At 66.5% G+C, this 19,692-nt stretch carries 16 protein-coding genes; 11 read left to right on the top strand and 5 right to left on the bottom strand.

Going from position 1 to position 19,692, the window contains the following annotated elements; genetic code table 11:
- Window positions 1-490 precede the first annotated feature (490 nt).
- Together BO1_RS21550 and BO1_RS21545 are read left to right on the top strand one after the other, a co-directional pair.
- A complete protein-coding gene (locus tag BO1_RS21550; protein ID WP_028219327.1) occupies window positions 491-2,185 on the top strand; it encodes a sensor domain-containing diguanylate cyclase in 1,695 nt (564 codons plus the stop codon).
- Window positions 2,186-2,362: 177 nt separating this feature from the next.
- Window positions 2,363-2,629 carry a double-stranded DNA-specific endonuclease gene (locus BO1_RS21545; RefSeq protein ID WP_028219326.1) on the top strand — a complete coding sequence of 89 codons (267 nt, stop codon included), beginning with the start codon at window positions 2,363-2,365 and terminating at the stop codon, window positions 2,627-2,629.
- A 66-nt stretch (window positions 2,630-2,695) separates the two neighbouring features.
- Here BO1_RS21545 and BO1_RS21540 read toward each other — a convergent pair whose 3' ends face one another.
- Both BO1_RS21540 and BO1_RS21535 read right to left on the bottom strand, forming a co-directional pair.
- Window positions 2,696-4,012, bottom strand: coding sequence for an ATP-binding protein (locus BO1_RS21540; RefSeq protein WP_028219325.1), 1,317 nt, complete (start codon window positions 4,010-4,012; stop codon window positions 2,696-2,698).
- The gene (locus tag BO1_RS21535; protein ID WP_028219324.1) at window positions 3,996-4,727 is read right to left on the bottom strand and encodes a response regulator; all 732 of its coding nucleotides are present in this window, start codon (window positions 4,725-4,727) and stop codon (window positions 3,996-3,998) included. The genes BO1_RS21540 and BO1_RS21535 overlap by 17 nt, the downstream gene beginning before the upstream one ends.
- Before the next feature lie 230 nt (window positions 4,728-4,957).
- On the opposite strand from BO1_RS21535, the gene BO1_RS21530 reads away from it, so the two are divergent.
- Complete coding sequence (locus BO1_RS21530; RefSeq protein ID WP_028219323.1) at window positions 4,958-5,506, top strand: Spy/CpxP family protein refolding chaperone; 549 nt, start codon at window positions 4,958-4,960, stop codon at window positions 5,504-5,506.
- A gap of 150 nt (window positions 5,507-5,656) precedes the next feature.
- Here the strand turns inward: BO1_RS21530 and BO1_RS21525 are convergent, their stop codons facing one another.
- Complete coding sequence (locus tag BO1_RS21525) at window positions 5,657-6,355, bottom strand: pirin family protein (RefSeq protein ID WP_028219322.1); 699 nt, start codon at window positions 6,353-6,355, stop codon at window positions 5,657-5,659.
- A 708-nt stretch (window positions 6,356-7,063) separates the two neighbouring features.
- Between BO1_RS21525 and BO1_RS21520 the strand changes: the two genes are divergently transcribed.
- The 5 genes from BO1_RS21520 to BO1_RS21500 all read left to right on the top strand — a co-directional run bounded on the left by BO1_RS21520 (window position 7,064) and on the right by BO1_RS21500 (window position 11,976).
- Window positions 7,064-7,840 carry an ABC transporter substrate-binding protein gene (locus BO1_RS21520; protein WP_028219321.1) on the top strand — a complete coding sequence of 259 codons (777 nt, stop codon included), beginning with the start codon at window positions 7,064-7,066 and terminating at the stop codon, window positions 7,838-7,840.
- Window positions 7,841-8,000: 160 nt separating this feature from the next.
- Window positions 8,001-8,690 (top strand): ABC transporter permease, encoded by a 690-nt coding sequence (locus BO1_RS21515; RefSeq protein WP_028219320.1) that lies wholly within the window; start codon window positions 8,001-8,003, stop codon window positions 8,688-8,690.
- Between the two features lie 19 nt (window positions 8,691-8,709).
- Window positions 8,710-9,432: an ABC transporter permease gene (locus BO1_RS21510; RefSeq protein WP_028219319.1), complete on the top strand. Its 723-nt coding sequence runs from the start codon at window positions 8,710-8,712 to the stop codon at window positions 9,430-9,432.
- Window positions 9,433-9,451: 19 nt separating this feature from the next.
- Window positions 9,452-10,234, top strand: a complete 783-nt coding sequence (locus BO1_RS21505) for an ABC transporter ATP-binding protein (protein ID WP_028219318.1) — start codon at window positions 9,452-9,454, stop codon at window positions 10,232-10,234.
- Between the two features lie 587 nt (window positions 10,235-10,821).
- Window positions 10,822-11,976: a porin gene (locus BO1_RS21500; protein ID WP_028219317.1), complete on the top strand. Its 1,155-nt coding sequence runs from the start codon at window positions 10,822-10,824 to the stop codon at window positions 11,974-11,976.
- Window positions 11,977-12,156: 180 nt separating this feature from the next.
- Here BO1_RS21500 and BO1_RS21495 read toward each other — a convergent pair whose 3' ends face one another.
- Window positions 12,157-12,495, bottom strand: a complete 339-nt coding sequence (locus BO1_RS21495) for a P-II family nitrogen regulator (RefSeq protein ID WP_028219316.1) — start codon at window positions 12,493-12,495, stop codon at window positions 12,157-12,159.
- Window positions 12,496-12,593: 98 nt separating this feature from the next.
- Entirely contained in the window at window positions 12,594-14,726 is a 2,133-nt protein-coding gene (locus BO1_RS52130) for an NAD(+) synthase (RefSeq protein ID WP_043285793.1), read from the bottom strand.
- Window positions 14,727-14,892: 166 nt separating this feature from the next.
- Here BO1_RS52130 and BO1_RS21485 point away from each other — a divergent pair, with 166 nt between their 5' ends.
- From BO1_RS21485 to BO1_RS52125, 3 genes are all read left to right on the top strand, one after another.
- Window positions 14,893-16,059, top strand: a complete 1,167-nt coding sequence (locus tag BO1_RS21485) for a GNAT family N-acetyltransferase (RefSeq protein ID WP_028219315.1) — start codon at window positions 14,893-14,895, stop codon at window positions 16,057-16,059.
- 155 nt (window positions 16,060-16,214) lie between these two features.
- Window positions 16,215-16,526, top strand: a complete 312-nt coding sequence (locus BO1_RS21480) for a GIY-YIG nuclease family protein (protein ID WP_028219314.1) — start codon at window positions 16,215-16,217, stop codon at window positions 16,524-16,526.
- Window positions 16,527-16,704: 178 nt separating this feature from the next.
- On the top strand, window positions 16,705-19,641 hold the full coding sequence (locus BO1_RS52125) for an EAL domain-containing protein (RefSeq protein ID WP_052409546.1): 2,937 nt from the start codon (window positions 16,705-16,707) through the stop codon (window positions 19,639-19,641).
- Window positions 19,642-19,692: the final 51 nt, after the last annotated feature.

Genomic DNA, 19,692 nt, shown 5'->3' with positions numbered 1-19,692 from the left:
ACGCATGGAGACCGTATTTCGTTAGCGTTGACGACGCACCGTCGGCAAGTGCGGGACCGGGCCGGCGGCCAGCCGCGCGGAACTCGCGAGGCCGGCTTGCCTTGTTCAGGAACGGCACGACACTACACAACCTTCGTGACAGATTCAACCTCGCGCTCGATGCCGCCACACGGCCGCCTGCAAACGCTTTGCGCGTCCTTTCAGAGCGCCTTCGGGGACCTTGCGCCTCGGCTCGAATTCGACGCCCGTCGACGCGCTGTTGCACCGTGCCCCTGGTCAGGCATGCAAACTGCATCGAGACGGCCCACCCAAGGGCCTCTGCGGATTCTCAGGCCGCATTCGAGAGTTAAAATCGTCGCACGGCAGCGGCTGCCAACTGTTAAAACCGTTGTCACACGCGGCCACGCATTGCCTCGTTTTGCCGGGATGCCCGCCATCCCGCCCGCCAATGCACCATGCGCGCCATGCGCCTGAACGAACCAGAAGGCCGATGAACAGGAGACTCTTGCGTCAGGCTGCCGTGTCCCCCGCGGTTACGGTGGCGGTCGTCGTGGCGGTCGCGCTCGTCTGCTGGCTGGTCGCGGGCTGGCTCGCCGAGCGCATGGTGCGCCAGGAGCTCGACACCGCACTTGGCGTCCAGCGCCAGATGACGCGATCGGTCGTCGACAACATGGCCGAGGTCATCGCGAGCGACCTGTCGATGTCGCGCGCCATCCCCGCGACCATGGCCGAAACCGCCGTGGTGCAACAGGCTCTGGCCGAGGCCGGGCATTATGCCGCGTCGCATCCGTCCACGGAACTGGCGCGGCGCGAGGCGCTGCAAAGCGCGCCCGCGCTCGCGGCCGTAGACGGCTTCCTGCACGACGCGCAAGGCTTCTCCGGCTTCGACGCCATCTGGCTCGTGAACAACAACGGCATCTGCATCGCGTCGAGCAACGCCATGGAGAAAATCTCCTACGTGGGCATCGACATGCGCTCGCGCAACTATCTGAGCGACACGCTGCTCGGCGCGTTCTCCGAAACCTATGGCGTGGGCACCTCGAGCGGCGAGCCGGGCATCTTCGTCGCCGCGCCGGTCTATAACAACGGCCTGCTCGTGGGCGCCGTGCTCGCCAAGGTCAGCATCGCGCGCCTGCGCCACTGGGTGACGCACCCGGGCACCTTTGTCTCCGACAGCAATGGCGTGGTCGTCATGGCGCACGACAGCAAGCTCGAAGGGCTGGCCATGCCGGGCTCCCACGTCGAGGAGATGAACGCCGTCGATCGCGTGAATACCTATCTGCGCGAGCGCTTCGCCGAACTCCCGCTGCATAGCGCGGCCCACGCCGCGACGCGCGAGGCCCCCTGGATGCCGGCGAGCGAGGCGCAGGCGTTCGTGGAGCTGCCCGGCCTTCGCGCCCCGGCGCTCTATGAGCATCGGGGCGGGCTCAATTCGGGGCTCACCGCCCATCTCGTCGATCCGCTCAACGCGTGGCCCGAGTTGCTCGCCAATCAACGGCGCGACCGGCTGCTGATCTTCCTCACGCTGACAGGGTCGACGGCGCTCGCGGCCGTGATCTCGATCTCATGGGTACGCGAGCGGCGCCTGCACCGCGCGAGCCGCGACCTCGCGGAGCAACTGCAGGCCGCCAACTCGCTGCTGGCCGCCGAGGCGCGTCACGACGCCCTGACGGGCGCGCTCTCGCGCCGCTACTTCCTCAATCTGCTGCGCCGCGAGATCGACGCTGCCTACGCGAGCGGCAGGCCGCTGTGCATGGCGATCGCCGACCTCGACCACTTCAAGCAGATCAACGACCGCTTCGGCCACCCGGCGGGCGATCGCGCGCTCCAGCACTTCGTCGAGACCTGCCGCGCCGAGCTGCGCTCCGACGATGCCGTCGGGCGGCTCGGCGGCGAGGAGTTCGGCATCCTGCTGCCAGCCACGTCGCTCGCTACCGGGCAGGAAGTGATCGAGCGCCTGCGCCGCGAGGTGAAGGCCAGTGTTTGCGCCGGGCTGCCCAGCGAGGCGTATTTGAGCGTGAGCATCGGCATCACCGAGCTCGCGGCGTCCCAGGACCAGCCCGAGCGCCTGATGAGCCGCGCCGATCTCGCGCTCTACATGGCGAAGGCAGGCGGCCGCGACCGCTGCCAGGCGATGGCCTCCGACGGCGCGGCGCCGCCACGCACCACCGCGGCGACCTGGTAATCCATCAGGCAGGCGCGCGCGGCAATCGCCGCTCAATTTGCGCAAGCGAATACTTACTTAATTGCAGGACTCGTCCCGGGCTTTCGCCTCTGACGCGGTATCATCGAACGAACGGAGCGCGTGGCGTCATGCCGCGCGCATCGCCGTAGCCAGTCGCTCAGCACATAGGAGGCATGCATGAAGGGAAATCTGGTCATCGTCTGCCGCGATCAGGATGCTCTCGCGTTCGACCAGCTGATGGTCGAATACGGGGCGTTCCAGACGCGCCTGTCATCGACCGCGTGGTACCTGAAGCTCGAAGCCGCACCGGAGCTGGTTCAGGAAGAGATTCTTGCCCGCCTCGGCAAGTACACGACGCACTACATCTTCGAGGCCGACAGTGTCGTCTACAACACCGTCGACAGCGAGGCCGCCGCCGCACTCGATACGCTGTTCTCAGCCTGAGGCCTGTTCACGCCGATAACAGGCCCTGCCACCAGGCTTCAGCCCACCTGCGCCGCACGCCGGCGCTCACCAGATCTGCGCCGCCTCGGCGACCGTGCGCTCGACCACCTCGACCGGGAACGTCATGCGCACTTCGAGGCCGCCGCTCGAACCATTGCCGATGGCGATTTCGCCGCCCGCCCGACGCACGAGCCGCTCGACGATCGCCAGTCCCAGGCCGCTATGGCCATTGCCGCCGCGCGCCGGATCGAGCCGCACGAACGGGCGGCTCGCCTGCGTGAGGTCCTGGTCGGCAATGCCCTTGCCGTGGTCGCGCAGGGTCAGCGTGAACGCGTCCCCGTCGCGCGAGGTCTCGATCACCACGGGCGGCGCGCCGTAGGCCTGCGCGTTGTCGAGCAGGTTCGACACCACCCGCTCGAGCGTGGCCGCGGGCAGGCGGAAGTCCGCGCCGGCTTTCAGGCGACGCTCGATCACGAGCGTCTCGCCACCCACCGTGCGGTAGTTGCGCGCGATGCGCTCGCACTGGTCGTCCACTTCGACGGGCTCGCTGCGGTCGGCGCCGTCATGCGCGAACACCAGAAACTGGTCGACGATATGCGTCATCGAGTCGACGTCGCGCACCACGCCGTCGCGCACCTTCTGCTCGTCCATCATTTCGGCACGCAGACGCAAACGCGCGAGCGGCGTCTTCAGGTCGTGCGCGACGCCCGCGAGCATCACCGCCCGGTCTTTCTCGGTGCGCTCGACTTCCGTCACCATCTGATTGAAGCCGCGCGTGAGCTGGCGCATCTCGCGCGGGCCGCGCTCGCGCACGGGCGGCACCGGCTGGCCGCGCCCGAAGCGCGCCACCGCCTGGGCGAGCGCGCGCAGCGGCTGCTGCAGCATCCACGCGGCCATCAGTGCCGCGAACACGGCCGCCGAAAAGATGATGACGAACCATGGCACCGCGCGGTCGATGGGCCGCATCGGGCGCAGCGGCATCGCCGGCACGACGATCCAGCGCGCATCTTGCGGACCGCGCACCCAAAGCGTGGGCGGATGCCCCGGCTGCCCGACGCGCACGTCGGTGCCGGGCGGCATGCGGTCGCGAATGTCGTCGATGAAGCGGCGCAAGCCGCCGGGCAAATCTGCATTGTCCGGTGGCACCTCGCGGCTCGCCGGGTCGACCAGCTGCACGCGCGAGGGCAGCGGCTGGTCGGGCTCGCGCTGCACGTGCTGGCGCACGGCGTCGACGAGGAACACCGCCTCCTCCACCGCGTAGCGCGACTGCATCTGGTCGCGCTCGAGACGCATCAGCGCGAACCACGCGACGTGAGAGATCAGCAGAACGCCGATGAAGAGCAGCGCGAGCCGCCCGAACAGCGAATCAAACGGCCGGCGCATGACTGTTCTGTTCGCCGTCCGGCACGAAGACATAGCCGCGGCCGCGCACGGTCTGGATGAAGCGCGGCGTGGACGGGTCGGTCTCGAGAATGCGGCGCAGGCGCCACACCTGCACGTCGATGCCGCGGTCGGTGCCGTCGTACTCCGGGCCGTGCAGCAGTTCGAGCAGGCGCTCGCGCGTGAGCGTGCGCATGGGGTGATTGACGAAGATCTTCAGGAGCGCGAATTCGCTGCCCGAGAGCATGATGGGCTTGCCTTCCTGCTGCAGCGTGCGCGACTGGAAGTCGAGCATGAAGCGGCCGAACGAGAACGGTTCGCGCTGCTCGGGCGCGGCGGCCGAGGGCACCGTGCGGCGCCGGCGCAGCACTGCCTGCACGCGCGCGAGCAGTTCGCGCGGGTTGAAGGGCTTGCCGAGATAGTCGTCGGCGCCGAGCTCGAGGCCGACGATGCGGTCCACGTCGTCCGCGCGGGCGGTCAGCATGATGACGGGAATATCGTCGCCCGACGCCCGCAGCTTGCGCAGTGCGGTGAGCCCGTCCACGCCGGGCATCATGAGATCGAGCACGATCAGGTCGGGGCGCTCGCGCTCGAGCCGCCGCTCGAGCGAGCCCGCATCGTGCAGCACCGACACTTCCATGCCCTGCCTCGCCAGATAGTCGCGCAGCAGGTCGCGCAGTTCGACGTCGTCGTCGACGACCAGAATTTGAGTAGCCATGAACGAAGTGTAACGCGCGCGTGAAAGCCGATTGCTTACACGGGCACGCTTTGGGTTACCGGGTGTTACCGCGAAAGGCGCGTGTAATGTCGTGTAACGACCGCGGGCGGGGTCGTAACACGCGGCGCCCGTCCGCTCGATACGCTAGGGACACCGGTTGCGAACGCCCTCACCTTCAAGTGGCGCCGTGCCAGACCGGACACCTTCAAGGATCTGTCAGGAGCATCACCATGTATAAGACCACTTCGCGCCTTCTCGCCATCGCCGCGACCTCGCTCGCCCTCACCCTGGGCGCCACCGCCGCCAACGCGCAAACGCCGCCGCCCCAAGGCGGTCCGGCCATGATGCATCACGGCCACGGCATGCACGGCGACTTCATGATGGGGTTCAAGAAGCTGCACGACAAGCTGAACCTGAACGCCGCCCAGGAAAAGCAATGGCAAGCCGCGCTCGACACCATGAAGCAGAATCACGAGGCCATGCGCAAGAACCACGAGCAGCTCAAGCAGCAGTTCGATTCGATGAAGAACCAGCCGATCCTCGACCTGAACGCGATGCACACCACGCATCAGCAGATCGAGCAGCAGGACGCGCAACTGCGCGAGCAGACGGCGCAGGCCTGGCTCAGCTTCTACAACGGGCTGAACGATCAACAGAAGACCACCGTGAGCACGGCGCTCAAGGAGCGCTTCGCCAAGATGGAGCAGCGCCACGAGAAGATGCGCGAGCACTGGAAGCAGCATCAAAAGGGCGCGGCCTCGGCCCCGGCGGCGCAGTAAGCGCCTCGTGCGGCACGGCCGGGCAGCGCAGCGCCCGGCTTGTCGGCTCAATGAATAACGCCGCGGGACTTGCGTCCCGCGGCGTTATTCATTTCGGCCCGGGCTAGCGCCGCGTCTGAACCCGACCTCAAGCCGTCCTCGGGCCCGCCCTCACGCCACGTCGAAAAGCAGCACCTCGGCGGCGTCGCCGTTCGCGAGCGTCACCGCCGTTTCGGCCTCGATCATCGCGGCGTCCCCGGCTGCCAGGCGCTCGCCGTTGACCTCCAGCGCACCGCGCGCCACGTGCACGTAAGCGCGCCGTCCCGGCGGCAGCGCGTACTCGGCGCGCTCGCCACCGTCGATCAGCGCGGCGTGGATCGACGCGTCGGACTGCACCGTCACCGAACCGTCGCGTCCGTCGGGCGAGGCGATCAGGCGCAGGCGCCCGCGCTTGCCGGCATCGTCGAAACGCTGCTCCTCGTAGCCCGGCGCCCCGCCACGCGCGCTGGGCAGCAGCCAGATCTGCAGCAGATGCGCCTCCTCGTCCTTCGAGGCGTTGAACTCGCTGTGCATGACGCCCGTGCCCGCGCTCATGCGCTGCACATCGCCGGGGCGGATGGTCGAGCCGTTGCCCATGCTGTCGCGATGCGCGAGCGCGCCCGAGAGCACGTAGGTCACGATCTCCATGTCGCGATGGCCGTGCGCGCCGAAGCCGCCTCCGCCTGCGATGCGGTCGTCGTTGAGCACCCTGAGCGCCCCGTAGTGCACGTGCGCTTCGTCGAAATAGTCGGCGAACGAGAAGCTGTGCCAGCTGTCGAGCCAGCCGTGGTTGGCGTGGCCGCGTTCGTCGGCGCGTCGGATCGTAAGCATGGGCATTCTCCGGTCAATCATGTCGATACCGCCAAATGGGGGCGAGCGGCCCGCGGCACAATCGGCAGCGGCGCACCGCAGCGTTTCTCCAGCGACATCAATGGTTCGCCAGCAGGCCCTGAGCGATGCGCCGAAGGCGGGCCGGAGTAGGCTCAGCGACGCTCGCCGTCACGCTCTTTCTCCAGCGTCTGTCAGACCGAAGCCACATGCCGGAATGCAGGCGACCGCGCCACCATCCGCTTCGGGTAAAATACCGCGCTTTTCGTGCACGGCCGGTTAGGTACGGCCAGTTGGGTATGGTCAGTTGGGTACGGCCTGTTTGGCACGGCCAGCCTGGTTAGCCCGGCGGTTTGCCCCAGCGCACCAACGCCCGGTAAGCGCAGGCGCCAAACGCTGTACGCGTCCGACCCGCATTTTTGATCGCCTAAAATAGCGGCGCCCGGTCACGAGCCAGCCCGCGCGAGCGGGGACCGCTGTCCCGTCCTCTAGTGGCCCTCGGGCGGGCCTTGGGGAAAATCTCAGGCAGACGCCCGGCAGACGTCGAACGGCGCCGACCCGGCACCTTGCTGCGCGGCACCCATACGGCGCCGCGCCCGTATCAGATTTGCATGGGACCTGAGTCACGCGCTCTGCATAGGGCCGGAGCAAGTGCTAAAGCACCCACTCCGGCCGACAGCCAAAGCGCGAACTCCGGTCCACAGGAGAATGATGAAGAAGTTTGCAGTGTGCGTCGCGCTCGCCCTTCTGGCGGGCAGCGCCGCGGCCAAGGAATGGAAAACCGTGCGCATCGGCGTCGATGCGAGCTATCCGCCGTTCGAGTCCAAGAATGCCAGCGGCCAGATCGTCGGCTTCGACGTCGACCTGACCAAAGCGCTCTGCGCGCGCATGAACGTGAAGTGCGTCTGGGTCGAGAGCGACCTCGACGGCATCATTCCCGCGCTCAAGGCCCGCAAGTTCGACGCGATCGTCTCGTCGCTGTCCATCACCGACCAGCGCCGCACGCAGATCGACTACTCCGAGAAGATGTTCGACGCGCCCGCGCGCATGCTCGCGAAGGCCGGCTCGCCGCTCCTGCCCACGGTGGCCTCGCTCAAGGGCAAGAACGTGGGCGTCGAGCAGGGCTCGACCCAGGAGGCCTACGCGAAGGCTCACTGGGCCGGCAAGGGCGTGAACGTCGTGTCCTACCAGAATCAGGATCAGGTGTATCAGGATCTGATGTCGGGACGCCTCGACGCGACGCTGCAGGACGAGGTCCAGGCCGACGTGGGCTTCCTGAAGACGGCGCGCGGCAAGGGCTTCGCGTGGGCAGGGCCGGCGGTCGAGGACCCGGCGACGATCGGCGACGGCACCGCGATCGGCCTGCGCAAGGACGACACCGACCTGAAGGCGCAGTTCAATACCGCGCTGGCCGCCATCCACAAGGACGGCACGTTCGACCGGATCGCGAAGCAGTATTTCGACTTCGATATCTATAAAGGCAAGTAAAGAAAGAGACGGAGACACACGGCGCCCACGGGCGCCGCCGTCGCGAAGCACGCGGCCAGCCATCCCGGCCGCGCATGAACGGACTTGAACCGCGGCAGTCTCTGCCGCGCCTTTCTCGGGGCGTTTTCCAGCGTTGAGACGCCCCGTCGAGGACTCACCTATGTTTCTTCAAGGCTACGGCCCGCTGATCCTCGCCGGCACCTGGCAGACCGTCAAGCTCTCGGTCCTCTCGCTCGTGCTCTCGTTCGTGCTCGGCCTCATCGGCGCGGGAGCGAAGCTCTCGAAAAACCGCGTCGTCTATGGCGCGGGCACGGCCTACACCACGCTCATTCGCGGCGTGCCCGATCTCGTGCTGATGCTGCTGCTGTTCTACAGCCTGCAGATCTGGCTGAACATGCTGACCGATTACCTCGGCTGGGATCAGATCGACATCGACCCGTTCCTTGCGGGCGTGATCGTGCTGGGCTTCATTTACGGCGCGTATTTCACCGAGACCTTCCGCGGCGCCTTTCTCGCGGTGCCGCGCGGCCAGCTCGAAGCGGGCCACGCCTACGGCATGACCAACTGGCAGGTGTTCACGCGCATCATGTTCCCGCAGATGATGCGCTTCGCCCTGCCCGGCATCGGCAACAACTGGCAGGTGCTCGTGAAGTCCACGGCGCTCGTCTCGATCATCGGCCTCGCCGACGTCGTTAAGGCAAGCCAGGACGCCGGCAAGGGCACCTTGCGCTTTTTCTTCTTCACCCTGCTCGCGGGTGCGATCTATCTCGTCATCACCACGGTCTCGAACTTCGTGCTGATGTATCTCGACAAGCGCTACTCCACCGGTGTGCGCAAGGCGGATCTCTGAAACGCGCGAGGCCAAGACCATGCAAGACTTCGTCCAACTGATCCAGCAATACTGGCGCAACTATCTCTATAGCGACGGCTATCACTTCACCGGCGTCGCCATCACGGCGTGGCTGCTGGTGATTTCGATCGGCATCGGCTTCTGCCTCTCGGTGCCGCTCGCGGTCGCGCGCGTCTCGAAGCGCAAGTGGCTCTCCCGACTCGTCTGGCTCTATACGTACGTGTTCCGCGGCACGCCGCTCTACGTGCAGTTGCTGCTCTGCTACACGGGCCTCTATAGCCTCGACATCATCCGCAACCACGAGCTGACGAGCGCGTTCTTCAGAAGCGGCATGAACTGCACGCTGCTCGCGTTTGCGCTCAACACCTGCGCGTACACCACCGAAATCTTCGCGGGCGCGATCAAGGCGACGCCCTACGGCGAGATCGAAGCGGCGCGCGCCTACGGCATGTCGCCCTTCACGCTGTATCGCCGCGTGATCCTGCCTTCGGCGCTGCGCCGGGCGCTCCCCTACTACAGCAACGAAGTCATCCTGATGCTGCACGCGACGACCGTGGCGTTCACGGCCACCGTGCCCGACATCCTGAAGATCGCGCGCGACGTGAACTCGGCGACCTACCAGTCGTTCGGCGCCTTCGGCATCGCCGCCCTGCTGTACCTGATCATTTCTTTCACGCTCGTGTGGCTGTTCCGCCAGGCCGAGCGCCGCTGGCTCGCGTATCTGCGGCCCCAGGGCAAGTGAGTCCGCACCGAGGTATTTGATGAATTCCCAGAAGCAGAAACTTTTCGTCGACTCGCTCCACAAGAAGTACGGCGACCATGAGGTCCTGAAGGGCGTCTCGCTCAAGGCGAACGCCGGCGACGTGATCAGCGTGATTGGCTCGTCCGGCTCGGGCAAGAGCACGATGCTGCGTTGCATCAACTTCCTCGAGCAGCCCAACGCGGGCCGCATCGTCGTCGACGGCGAGGAAGTGGCGACCCGCGCCGACAAGCGCACCGGCGCGCTGCACGCGGCCGACGTGAAGCAGCTGCAGCGCGTGCGCACCAAGCTCGCGATGGTGTTCCAGCACTTCAACCTGTGGTCGCACATGAACGTGCTCGAGAACGTGATCGAGGCGCCCGTGCACGTGCTCGGCATCTCGCGCAAGGAAGCCGAGGAGCGCGCGCGCACGTATCTCGAGAAGGTCGGTCTCGCGCCGCGCGTGGAAAAGCAATATCCCTCGCACCTCTCGGGCGGCCAGCAGCAGCGCGTGGCGATTGCGCGCGCACTCGCGATGAACCCCGACGTGATGCTGTTCGACGAGCCGACATCGGCGCTCGACCCCGAGCTCGTGGGTGAAGTGCTCAAGGTGATGCAGAAGCTCGCCGAGGAAGGCCGCACGATGGTCGTCGTCACGCACGAAATGGGTTTCGCGCGCAACGTTTCGAACCACGTGATGTTCCTGCACCAGGGCCGCGTGGAAGAGGAAGGCGTGCCGGCCGACGTGTTCGCGAACCCGAAGAGCGAGCGGCTGCGGCAATTTCTCTCCGGTAGCCTGAAGTAACGCTCGCGTGTGTAGTCGACTACATCCGATTCCTGGAATGTAGTCAAAGTAGCATTTCAAGGCGCTTTCAGAGCCTTTTCTTTTTGCCTTCGCAATCCTGCGTAACGACCTGCTTTTCGCAGCAAATCCGCGCATTTCGCCCTACTCCTGACGATATTTCGCGTCAATAGTGGCAATCCTGAAGATCCTCCGCCAGCAAACGTGTGTGCCTTGTCCTACAAGGCTTTAGACATACTTTTCGGATCGTGCCGACCACCATCCAGGACGTGCGTATGGCAATTTGACGACACCCTGCCCCTGCCAAGCGATTTCGGTCGCCACTGCCAGTCTTTTTTGCTAAATTAGTAACCAAAGTAGCAAAACAAAGTTCGTTAAAAGTAGTTTCACTTCAAATAAGAACGGGAGATGCCAGTCAACCAGGGGATCTGCAAGACGACTCGAACAGGTTGTCCTGCTCGCATCGTTTCCGTACGCCGATCCTCGGGTCACGCTCCCTATGCGACAACTTCTGTCCGCAGCACCCCGAAGGCGCGCGGACGTCTTTCGCAGTACTTAGGTTGACTCTTTGACAGGGTATGGAGGAGAAGATGAAGAAAGCTTTGCTCGCCGCAGCGTTGATGTCGGCTGGCGTAGTCGCGCATGCGCAAAGCAGCGTGACCCTTTACGGCCGCCTGGATGCAGGCATTGCGTACATGAACGGCATCGGCACCGGCGGCGGCCCGAATGGCCCCGCGACCAGCGGCAAGAGCCAGGTTCAGCTCGAAAGCGGCTACTGGGGCACCAGCCTCTGGGGCATGAAGGGTGTTGAAGACATCGGCGGCGGCAACAAGGTGCTGTTCCAGTTGGAAGGCAGCTTCAGCACGGCAACAGGCGCGCTCGGCTCGGCCGGCTCGATCTTCAATCGCTGGGCCACCGTCGGTATGGCCAACGACCAGTTCGGTACCCTGCTGCTGGGTCGCGAGCTGTTCATCTCGAACGGCATTTGGGACTTCGATCCGTTTGGCCAGTCGAACTGGTCGTCGGCATCGCTCGTACGTGGCCGCAACTGGCCGCAGTCCAGCAACAACATTTCGTACCAGTCGCCGAAGCTGTACGGCTTTGACATGTACGGCCAATACTCGTTCTCGAACGCCACGAGCTGGAACGGCAACGGCACGACGCCGCAAGGCCGTCAGGACGGTATCCAGCTGACCTACACGAGCTCGCTGTTCCAGATCCGCGGCCTGTACGACGAAATCCGCAACCCGGCGAACGGCACGCTCGGCGGCGCGTACGATCCGACCGGCGTCAACTCGGGCAACACCGCGCAAGGCGTCTTCGCCTACTCGCGCGACTACATGGCGATGGTCAATGTGTTCCTCGGACCGTTCAAGGTTCAGGGCGGCTATGAAGCCATCCGTTCCTCGGGCATGACGGGCCAGCTGATCGGCCAGCCGACCACGCTCGACCACGAATGGGGTGGCGTGACGTGGCAAGCCACGCCGGCAGCCGCGCTGATCGCGGCGGTCTACCACGTCAACGCCAACAACGGCGGCGGCAACGCCACGCTGTACACGGTCGGCGGCTCGTACAACCTGTCCAAGCGCACGCTGCTCGACCTCCAGGTCGCAACGGTGCAGAACAGCAAGGCCGCCAACTTCGGTCTGAACGCGAACAACTACGGTGATTCGGCTGCGACTACCAACCCGCTCATCGGCCACAGCCAGACTGGCGTGTACGCAGGCATCCAGCACTCGTTCTAAGTTGCAGCGAGTGTAGGCAGTACAGTTTCATCCACGTTTTCACGCTGCTGCGAGAGGCGCGTATCGGTGCGGTATCCCAAACGGGTATCGCACCGTTTTTTATGGTGGGGACGGGCCGCGCGAGCGGTGCCGTCCCCTGTTTCTTTGTCGTGGTGCCGCGAGCGGTGACGCGCTACCGCCTCAAACCGCCGCTTCGTTTTCTTCGCCCGTACGGATGCGGATCACGCGCTCGACATCGGTGACGAAAATCTTGCCGTCGCCGATCTTGCCCGTGCGGGCCGCGCCGATGATCGCGTCGATCACCTGGTCGGTCTGGTCGTTGGTGACCACCACCTCGATCTTCACCTTGGGCAGGAAGTCGACCACGTACTCGGCGCCGCGGTAGAGCTCCGTGTGGCCCTTCTGGCGGCCGAAGCCCTTCACTTCGGTGACGGTCAGGCCCGTGAGGCCCACTTCGGCGAGCGCCTCGCGCACTTCGTCGAGCTTGAACGGTTTGATGACGGCGGTGATGCGTTTCATGACGATCCTCTCTGACTCAGTTGATCTGCGGGTTATCTGTGGCTTGTCGGCCGGGAATTCGGCAAAGGTCCTGCGATTTTACGCTGTGCGCGCCCATCTCAAGACGCCGCGGCAGGCGGTGGCGCGCTCGCGCGCTCCGCGTCGGGCACGCGCTCGAGATCCGCGAGCCACACCGCCGACTCCGAATCGCTCGGCGCGCGCCAGTCGCCGCGCGGCGAAAGCGAGCCGCCCGAGCCCACCTTCGGGGCGTTCGGAATGCAGGTGCGCTTGAACTGGCTCGTGCGGAAGAAGCGGTCCAGGAAGATGCGCAGGTTGCGCTTGATGGCCGCGAGATCGTACTGATTGCGCGCGACCTTCGCGTTCTCGGGCCATGCGCCCGTCTCGCGGTCGCGCCACGCATGGCGCGCGAGGAACGCGACCTTCGAGGGCGCGAAGCCGAAGCGCAGCGTGTAGTAGAGGTTGAAGTCCTGCAGCTCGTACGGGCCGATCGTGCTTTCGGTCTTCTGCTCGGGCGCGCCATCGGACTTGCCGGGGATCAGCTCGGGGCTGATGTCGGTGGCGAGAATCGCTTCGAGCACGTCGCGGCCGCTCTCGCCGTTCTGGCCGATCTGCCCCGTCTCCGCAACCCAGCGCACGAGGTGCGTGATCAGCGTCTTCGGCACACTGGCGTTCACGTTGTAGTGCGACATGTGATCGCCCACGCCGTAGGTGCACCAGCCGAGCGCGAGCTCGGAGAGATCGCCCGTGCCGATCACGATCGCGTGATTGAAGTTGGCGAGGCGGAACAGATGGTTCGTGCGCTCGCCCGCCTGCACGTTCTCGAATGTGATGTCGTAGCTTTCCTTGCCCGCCGAATACGGATGGCCGAGGTCTTCCAGCATCTGCATGCAGCTCTGGCGAATGTCGATCTCGCGCGCCGTGCAGCCCACGAGCGTCATCAGCTCGCGCGCCTGGCGCAGCGTGCGCTCGCTGGTCGCAAAGCCGGGCATGGTGTACGCGAGAATATTGGCGCGCGGCAGCCCGAGGCGGTCCATCGCCTTCGCGCAAACCAGCAGCGCGTGCGTGGAGTCGAGCCCGCCCGACACGCCGATCACCACCTTCTTGATGCCGGCCTGCGAGAGCCGCTGCACGAGCGCCTGCACCTGGATGTTGTAGACCTCGTTGCAGCGCTCGTCGCGGCGCTTCGGATCGGCCGGCACGTACGGGAAGCGTTCGACGCGGCGCGCGAGCGCCAGCGACTCCTGCTCCCATGCGCCCTTGGCCGCCGTCGCAGTTCCCGCCGATCCCGCTGCAAGCTCGCAGCGGATCACGCGGAACTTCGCGATCTCGTCGGCATGACGGCGCACCGAATCGCCGAAAGTGGTCTGGCGGATGCGCTCCTGCTGAAGCCGATCGAGATCGACGTCGGCATAGATCAGGTGCGAGTCGCCCAGAAAGCGCTCGGACTGCGCGAGCAGCTCGCCGTTTTCGTAAACGAGCGCCTGGCCGTCCCAGGCCATGTCGGTGGTCGATTCGCCCTGGCCCGCCGAGGTGTAGAGATACGCGGCGAGGCAGCGCGCCGACTGCTGCGAGACCAGCTGATGCCGATACCCCGCCTTGCCCACCACCACATTCGACGCGGAAAGATTGACGAGCACCGAAGCGCCCGCGAGCGCGGCGAACGACGACGGCGGAATCGGCACCCAGACGTCTTCGCAGATCTCCACGTGAAAGCGCAGGCCCGGGATCTCCGCCGCTTCGAACAGCAGCGACGCCCCGAACGGCACGTCCTCGCCGGCGAGGCGCACGGTGTCGGTGCTCGCGCAATCGGCGGCGCTGAACTGGCGCGGCTCGTAGAACTCGCCATAGTTCGGCAGGTAGCTCTTGGGCACGACGCCGGCCACGCGCCCGCCCGCCACGACCGCCGCGCAGTTGAAGAGCGCATGGCCGACGCGCACCGGCAGCCCCACGATCATCGCGAGCGGCAGCCTGGCCGACGCCGCCACGATCTGCGCCAGCGCGCGCTCGCAGGCGTCCAGCAGCGCCTGCTGGTGGAAGAGGTCGTCGCAGCTATAGGCGGACAGGCCGAGCTCGGGAAACGCGATCAGCACCGCGCCGCCGGCTGCGGCCTCGCGCGCGAGCGCGAGCGTCTGTTCGGCATTGAAGGCCGGATCGGCCACACGGCAGCGCGGCACGCCCACGGCCACGCGCGCAAAGCCATGCGAATAGAGATTGAAGAAGCGCTCTGTCATTTGGATAACCGATAAGCGAATGGGAGCCGCGGCATCGGCTGGCGCCCGGGCCACCCCGACATTGCGGCCCTCACCCGTTCGGGTGGTTTGCTTTACCATGACCGTTTGCCGCGGCGCCGCGAAACTCGCGTGGGTGCCGGGCGCAAAGCCACCACGGGCACGCAAGTTGAATAAGGAACATTTCGATTATCGCACGGGCATTCTCGGCTCACCGGCCGAGGTCGACGCCGCGCAATGGAACGCGCTGCTCGCGCGCCAGGGCCAGCCGACGCCCTTTTTGCGGCACGAGTTCCTCGCGGCGCTCGACGCCGCGCGCTGCGCCACGCCCGATGCGGGCTGGGCGCCGCAGTTCGTCACGCTCACCGACTCGCGCACGGGGCGGCTCGCCGCCGCGGCGCCCGTTTACCTGAAGGGCCACTCGTACGGCGAGTACGTGTTCGACTGGGCCTGGGCGGACGCGTACAAGCGCAACGGCCTCGAGTACTACCCGAAGCTGCTGTGCGCGGTGCCCTTCACCCCCGTGCAAGGCACGCGCCTGCTGGCCGCCGACGACACCGCGCGGCGCCATCTGGCCGCCACGCTGGTCGCGTTCGCCGAGCAGGCCGACGTCTCCTCGCTGCACGTGCTCTTTCCCACCGCCGAAGACGCGGCGATGCTCACCGACCTCGGCATGATGCAGCGCGAAGGCGTGCAGTTTCACTGGCTCAACGACGGCTACCGCGACTTCGACGACTTTCTCTCGACGCTCGAGCAGAAAAAGCGCAAGAACATCCGCGCCGAGCGGCGCAAGGTGCGCGACGCGGGCGTGACGCACCGGCGCATTCGCGGCGAGGACATCCGCGACGAACACTGGCGCTTCTTCAGCCGCTGCTACCGGCAGACGTATCGCGAGCATTTTTCGTCGCCGTATCTGAATCTCGACTTCTTCCGCACGATCGGCGAGACGATGCCCGAGAACCTGATGCTCGTGATCGCCGAGTACGAGGGCAAGCCGATCGCGAGCTCGCTCGTCGTCTATCAGCGCGACGAGAGCGGCGGCACGCTCTACGGCCGCTATTGGGGCGCGCTCGAGCACGTGCCCTGCCTGCACTTCGAGACCGCCTACTACCAGCCGCTCGAGTTTTGCATCGAGGAGAAGCTCGCCGTATTCGAAGGCGGCGCGCAGGGCGAGCACAAGATGGCGCGCGGCTTCATGCCCACCGTCACGCGCTCGGCGCACTGGCTCGCGCATCCCGCGTTCGCCGACGCCGTCGCTCATTTTCTCAAGAGCGAGACGAACCAGATTCATGCCTACGTGCACGAATTGAACGAGCACAACCCGTTTCGCGCGTGATGCGGCGGCGGGGGCGGCGCCACGCTCGCTCTCCGGACACGGGCGCCTGAGCACTACACGCGGCGCTGTTTGTGCAGCGCTTAGCAGATCGGCCGATCTGTGGGACACTCACGCTCACTTTTTCGCTCACCGCCCTTCGTCGCGCCGCCTCCAACATGCCGTGGTTCCTCTACCTGCTCGAATGCGCCGACGGCAGCGTCTACACGGGCATCGCCGTCGACGTCGCCGCGCGCTTCGCGCAGCATGCGAACGGCACGGGCGCACGCTATACGCGCTCGCGCAAGCCGGTGCGCGTGCTCGCGCAATTCGAGCTCGCCGACCGCGCGAGCGCCTTGCGCGCCGAATACCGGGTCAAGCAGCTTACTGCGCGCGACAAACGTGCGCTCGCGGCGGGCGCGCGCACCCTGGAATCGGTGCTCCCGGCGCCGCCAGACAGCACGGAGCCGCAAGCCGAAGCGCCTGTTTAAGCGGCCGTTCGAGCGTCCGGGGATACCCGACCATCGCCGCCCAAGCCTAAAGCCCCCTCCCGCCCCGCCGTTATCCCTCATAGGTCCGCCGAGCCTTAGGGCCTGCTCACGCCAATAACAGGCCCTAGCCCTCGACACGTCACGTCATCCAGCAAAGCGACCGGACCGGTAAAGCCTGATGAGACGACACAAAACGGAGCCCGCGCGGCAAGCCCCGGGGTGGCACGGACTGCGGCGCACCACGGCCGTCCTGCTGCCGCTGTGGCTGCTCGCGGCGGTGATGGCGGTGATCGCGTCGATCAGCCTCGCGATCATGGCGATCCTGCTCGCCTACGTGGCCGGCGAAAGCACCTGGTCGAAGGGCCAGAAGGATGCCGTGCACGCGCTCGAACGCTACGCGCGCGAGGGCGACGAAGCCGACTACCGTACGTTCCTCGATGGCATCGCCGTGCCGCTCGGCGACCGCACGGCCAAGCTCGAGATGAACCGGCCGCAGCCCGATATCGCGGTGATCCGGCGTGGCTTCGAGCAGGGCCGTATCGCGGCGGCCGACGTCGATGGCATGAACTGGGGCTACCGCACGCTCAAGAACACGCCGTGGATGCGCCCGGCGGTCGCGTACTGGGACCTCGGCGACCGCTACATCCTGAAGCTCGCCGAAACGGGTGAGCGGCTGCACGCGCGCGCGCAGGCGGGCAAGCTGCAGAGCGCGGAATCCGCCGCGTTCGTGCGCGAGCTGCGCGACATCGACAATCAACTCGCGCCCGTCGAAAGCGGCTTCTCGCGCTCGCTCGACGACGCCGCGCGCGCCACGCGCTCGCTCCTCACGCTCGCGATCGCGGCTTGCGCGTGCTTGCTGCTCGCCGTGTTCACGCTGTTCATCCGCCGCGCACTCACGCGCAGCGACCGCCTCGAGGCCGAGGTGCGCAAGAACGAGGAACGCCTGAGCCTCGGCTTCGAGGGCATCAACGCGGGACTCTGGGACTGGGAGGTCGGCCGCAGCCAGTGCTACTTCTCGAACTGGCTCTACGATCAGCTCGGCTACGACGCGAGCAACGCCGTGGGCACGCCCTTCGACAACGAAGGCGGCCTCACACAGCTCGTCCATCCCGACGACCTGCCGGGCGTGCGCCATGCGCTGCGCCGCCACCTCGTGCGCTCGACGGCCTTCGATGTCGCGTTCCGACTGCGCACGCGCGCCGGCGGCTACTGCTGGTGCCGCGCGCGCGGGCAGGCGGTGCGCGACGCGCGCGGCCGCGCCGTGCGCATGGTCGGGTGCCTGTTCGACATCTCCGATCTCAAGACGGCGGAAGCCGAGGCGCATACGGAGCGCGAGTTGGCGGAAGTCACGCTGGCCTCGATCGGCGACGCCGTGATCCGCACCGACGAGGACGCGCACGTGACCTATTGCAACGCGGTCGCCGAACGCATTCTCGGCCGTTCCGCCGCCGCGATGCTCACGCAGCCGTTCGAGGCCATCTGCGACCTGCGCAACGGCGCCGACAACGCGCGCAGCGTCGACCTCCTGAGCCGCGCGCACGCCGCGAGCGGCGCCGAGGGCATCGGCGGCACCAGTGGCGGCAGTGGCGCCAACGCCAGCGGCAGCGCGGCGGCCGATCTCTACATCGCGCGCCCGGACGGCTCGCGGCTCGCGGTCGACTACTCGGTCTCGAAGCTGCGCGACGCGCGGGGCTGCGTCATCGGCAACGTCGTCGTGCTGTATGACGTGAGCGCGCTGCGCGAGCACGCGGTGCGCCTCGCGTATCAGGCCACCCACGACGAGCTGACCGACCTCTATAACCGCCGCGAATTCGAGCGCCAGCTCGGCGCGCTGCTCGAGGCCGGCGCGCATGACTCGGGTGGCCCAAGCAGCCCAAGCGGCGCAGGCGAGCGGCGCGAGCACCCGGGCCACTCGGTCATGTTCCTCGACCTCGACCAGTTCAAGGTGGTCAACGACACGTGCGGCCACTCCACCGGCGACGAGCTGATCCGCGAGGTCTGCAGCGTGCTCAGGAAGACGCTGCGCCGCACCGACATCATCGCGCGTCTGGGCGGCGACGAATTCGGTGTCGTGCTGCCGCACTGTGCGGTCTCGCATGCCTGGCAGTTCGCGGAGAGCCTGCGCGAGGCCATCGCCGGCATCCGCTTCACGGGCGCCGGGCGCGTCGTGCAGACGAGCGTGAGCATCGGCCTCGTTGGCGACGTGGCGAGCCTCGCCTGCGTCAAGGAAGTGATGAAGGCCGCGGACGCCGCCTGCTACATGGCGAAGAAGAAGGGGCGCAACCGCGTGCACCGCTTTCGCCTCGACGACGAAGAGCTCTCGGAAGCGCACACGCAGATGGCGTGGGTCGCCGATATCAAGGCGGCGCTCGAGAACGACGAGTTCTGCCTGTTCGGCCAGGAGATCAAGCCGCTCGACCCCAGCGCGGGCCCCGGGGACGCACACGTCGAGGTGCTGTTGCGCATGCGCACCGCCTCCGGCGCGCTGGTGACGCCGGCGGGGTTCATCGGCGCGGCCGAGCGCTTCGACCTGATGCCCGCGATCGACCGCTGGGTGATCGCGCGCGCGTTCGGCACGATCGCCGCCGGTGCGCACCGCTACAGCACCTGGTCGATCAATCTCTCGGGCGCCTCGCTCGGCGACGAGCGGCTCGCCGACTATATCGAAGAGCAGCAGCGCCTCTGGGGCATTCCGTTCTCCTGCGTGTGCTTCGAGATTACGGAGACCGCCGCGATCACGAACATGCACGACGCGATCACGCTCATCTCACGCCTGCGCGCGCATGGCTGCCGCTTCGCGCTCGACGACTTCGGCGCCGGCATGTCGTCGCTCAACTACCTGAAGCATCTGAAAGTCGACTATCTGAAGATCGACGGCAGCTTCATACGCGGGATCGTCGACAGCCCGCTCGATCAGGCCATCGTCCGCTCGATCACCCAGGTCGCGCACGCCGCCGGCAAGGAGACCATCGCCGAGTTCGTCGAGGATGCCAGGATCGTCGACTGCATGGTCGCCATGGGCGTCGACTTCGTGCAGGGCTACGCGGTGGGCCGGCCCGCGCCGCTCGACGCCCTGCGCATGCCGCAAGAGCGGGACATGGCCGAGCTGGATTGAGTGGACTGCCTGCGCGAGCGCACAGCCATCGTCCGATACGCAAAAACGTGG

It is taken from the genome of Paraburkholderia oxyphila NBRC 105797 (genome assembly GCF_000685075.1).
Lineage (GTDB): Bacteria > Pseudomonadota > Gammaproteobacteria > Burkholderiales > Burkholderiaceae > Paraburkholderia > Paraburkholderia oxyphila.
The sequence above is the reverse complement of the archived record's forward strand: the minus strand, read 5'-3'. Positions and strand labels throughout refer to the sequence as shown.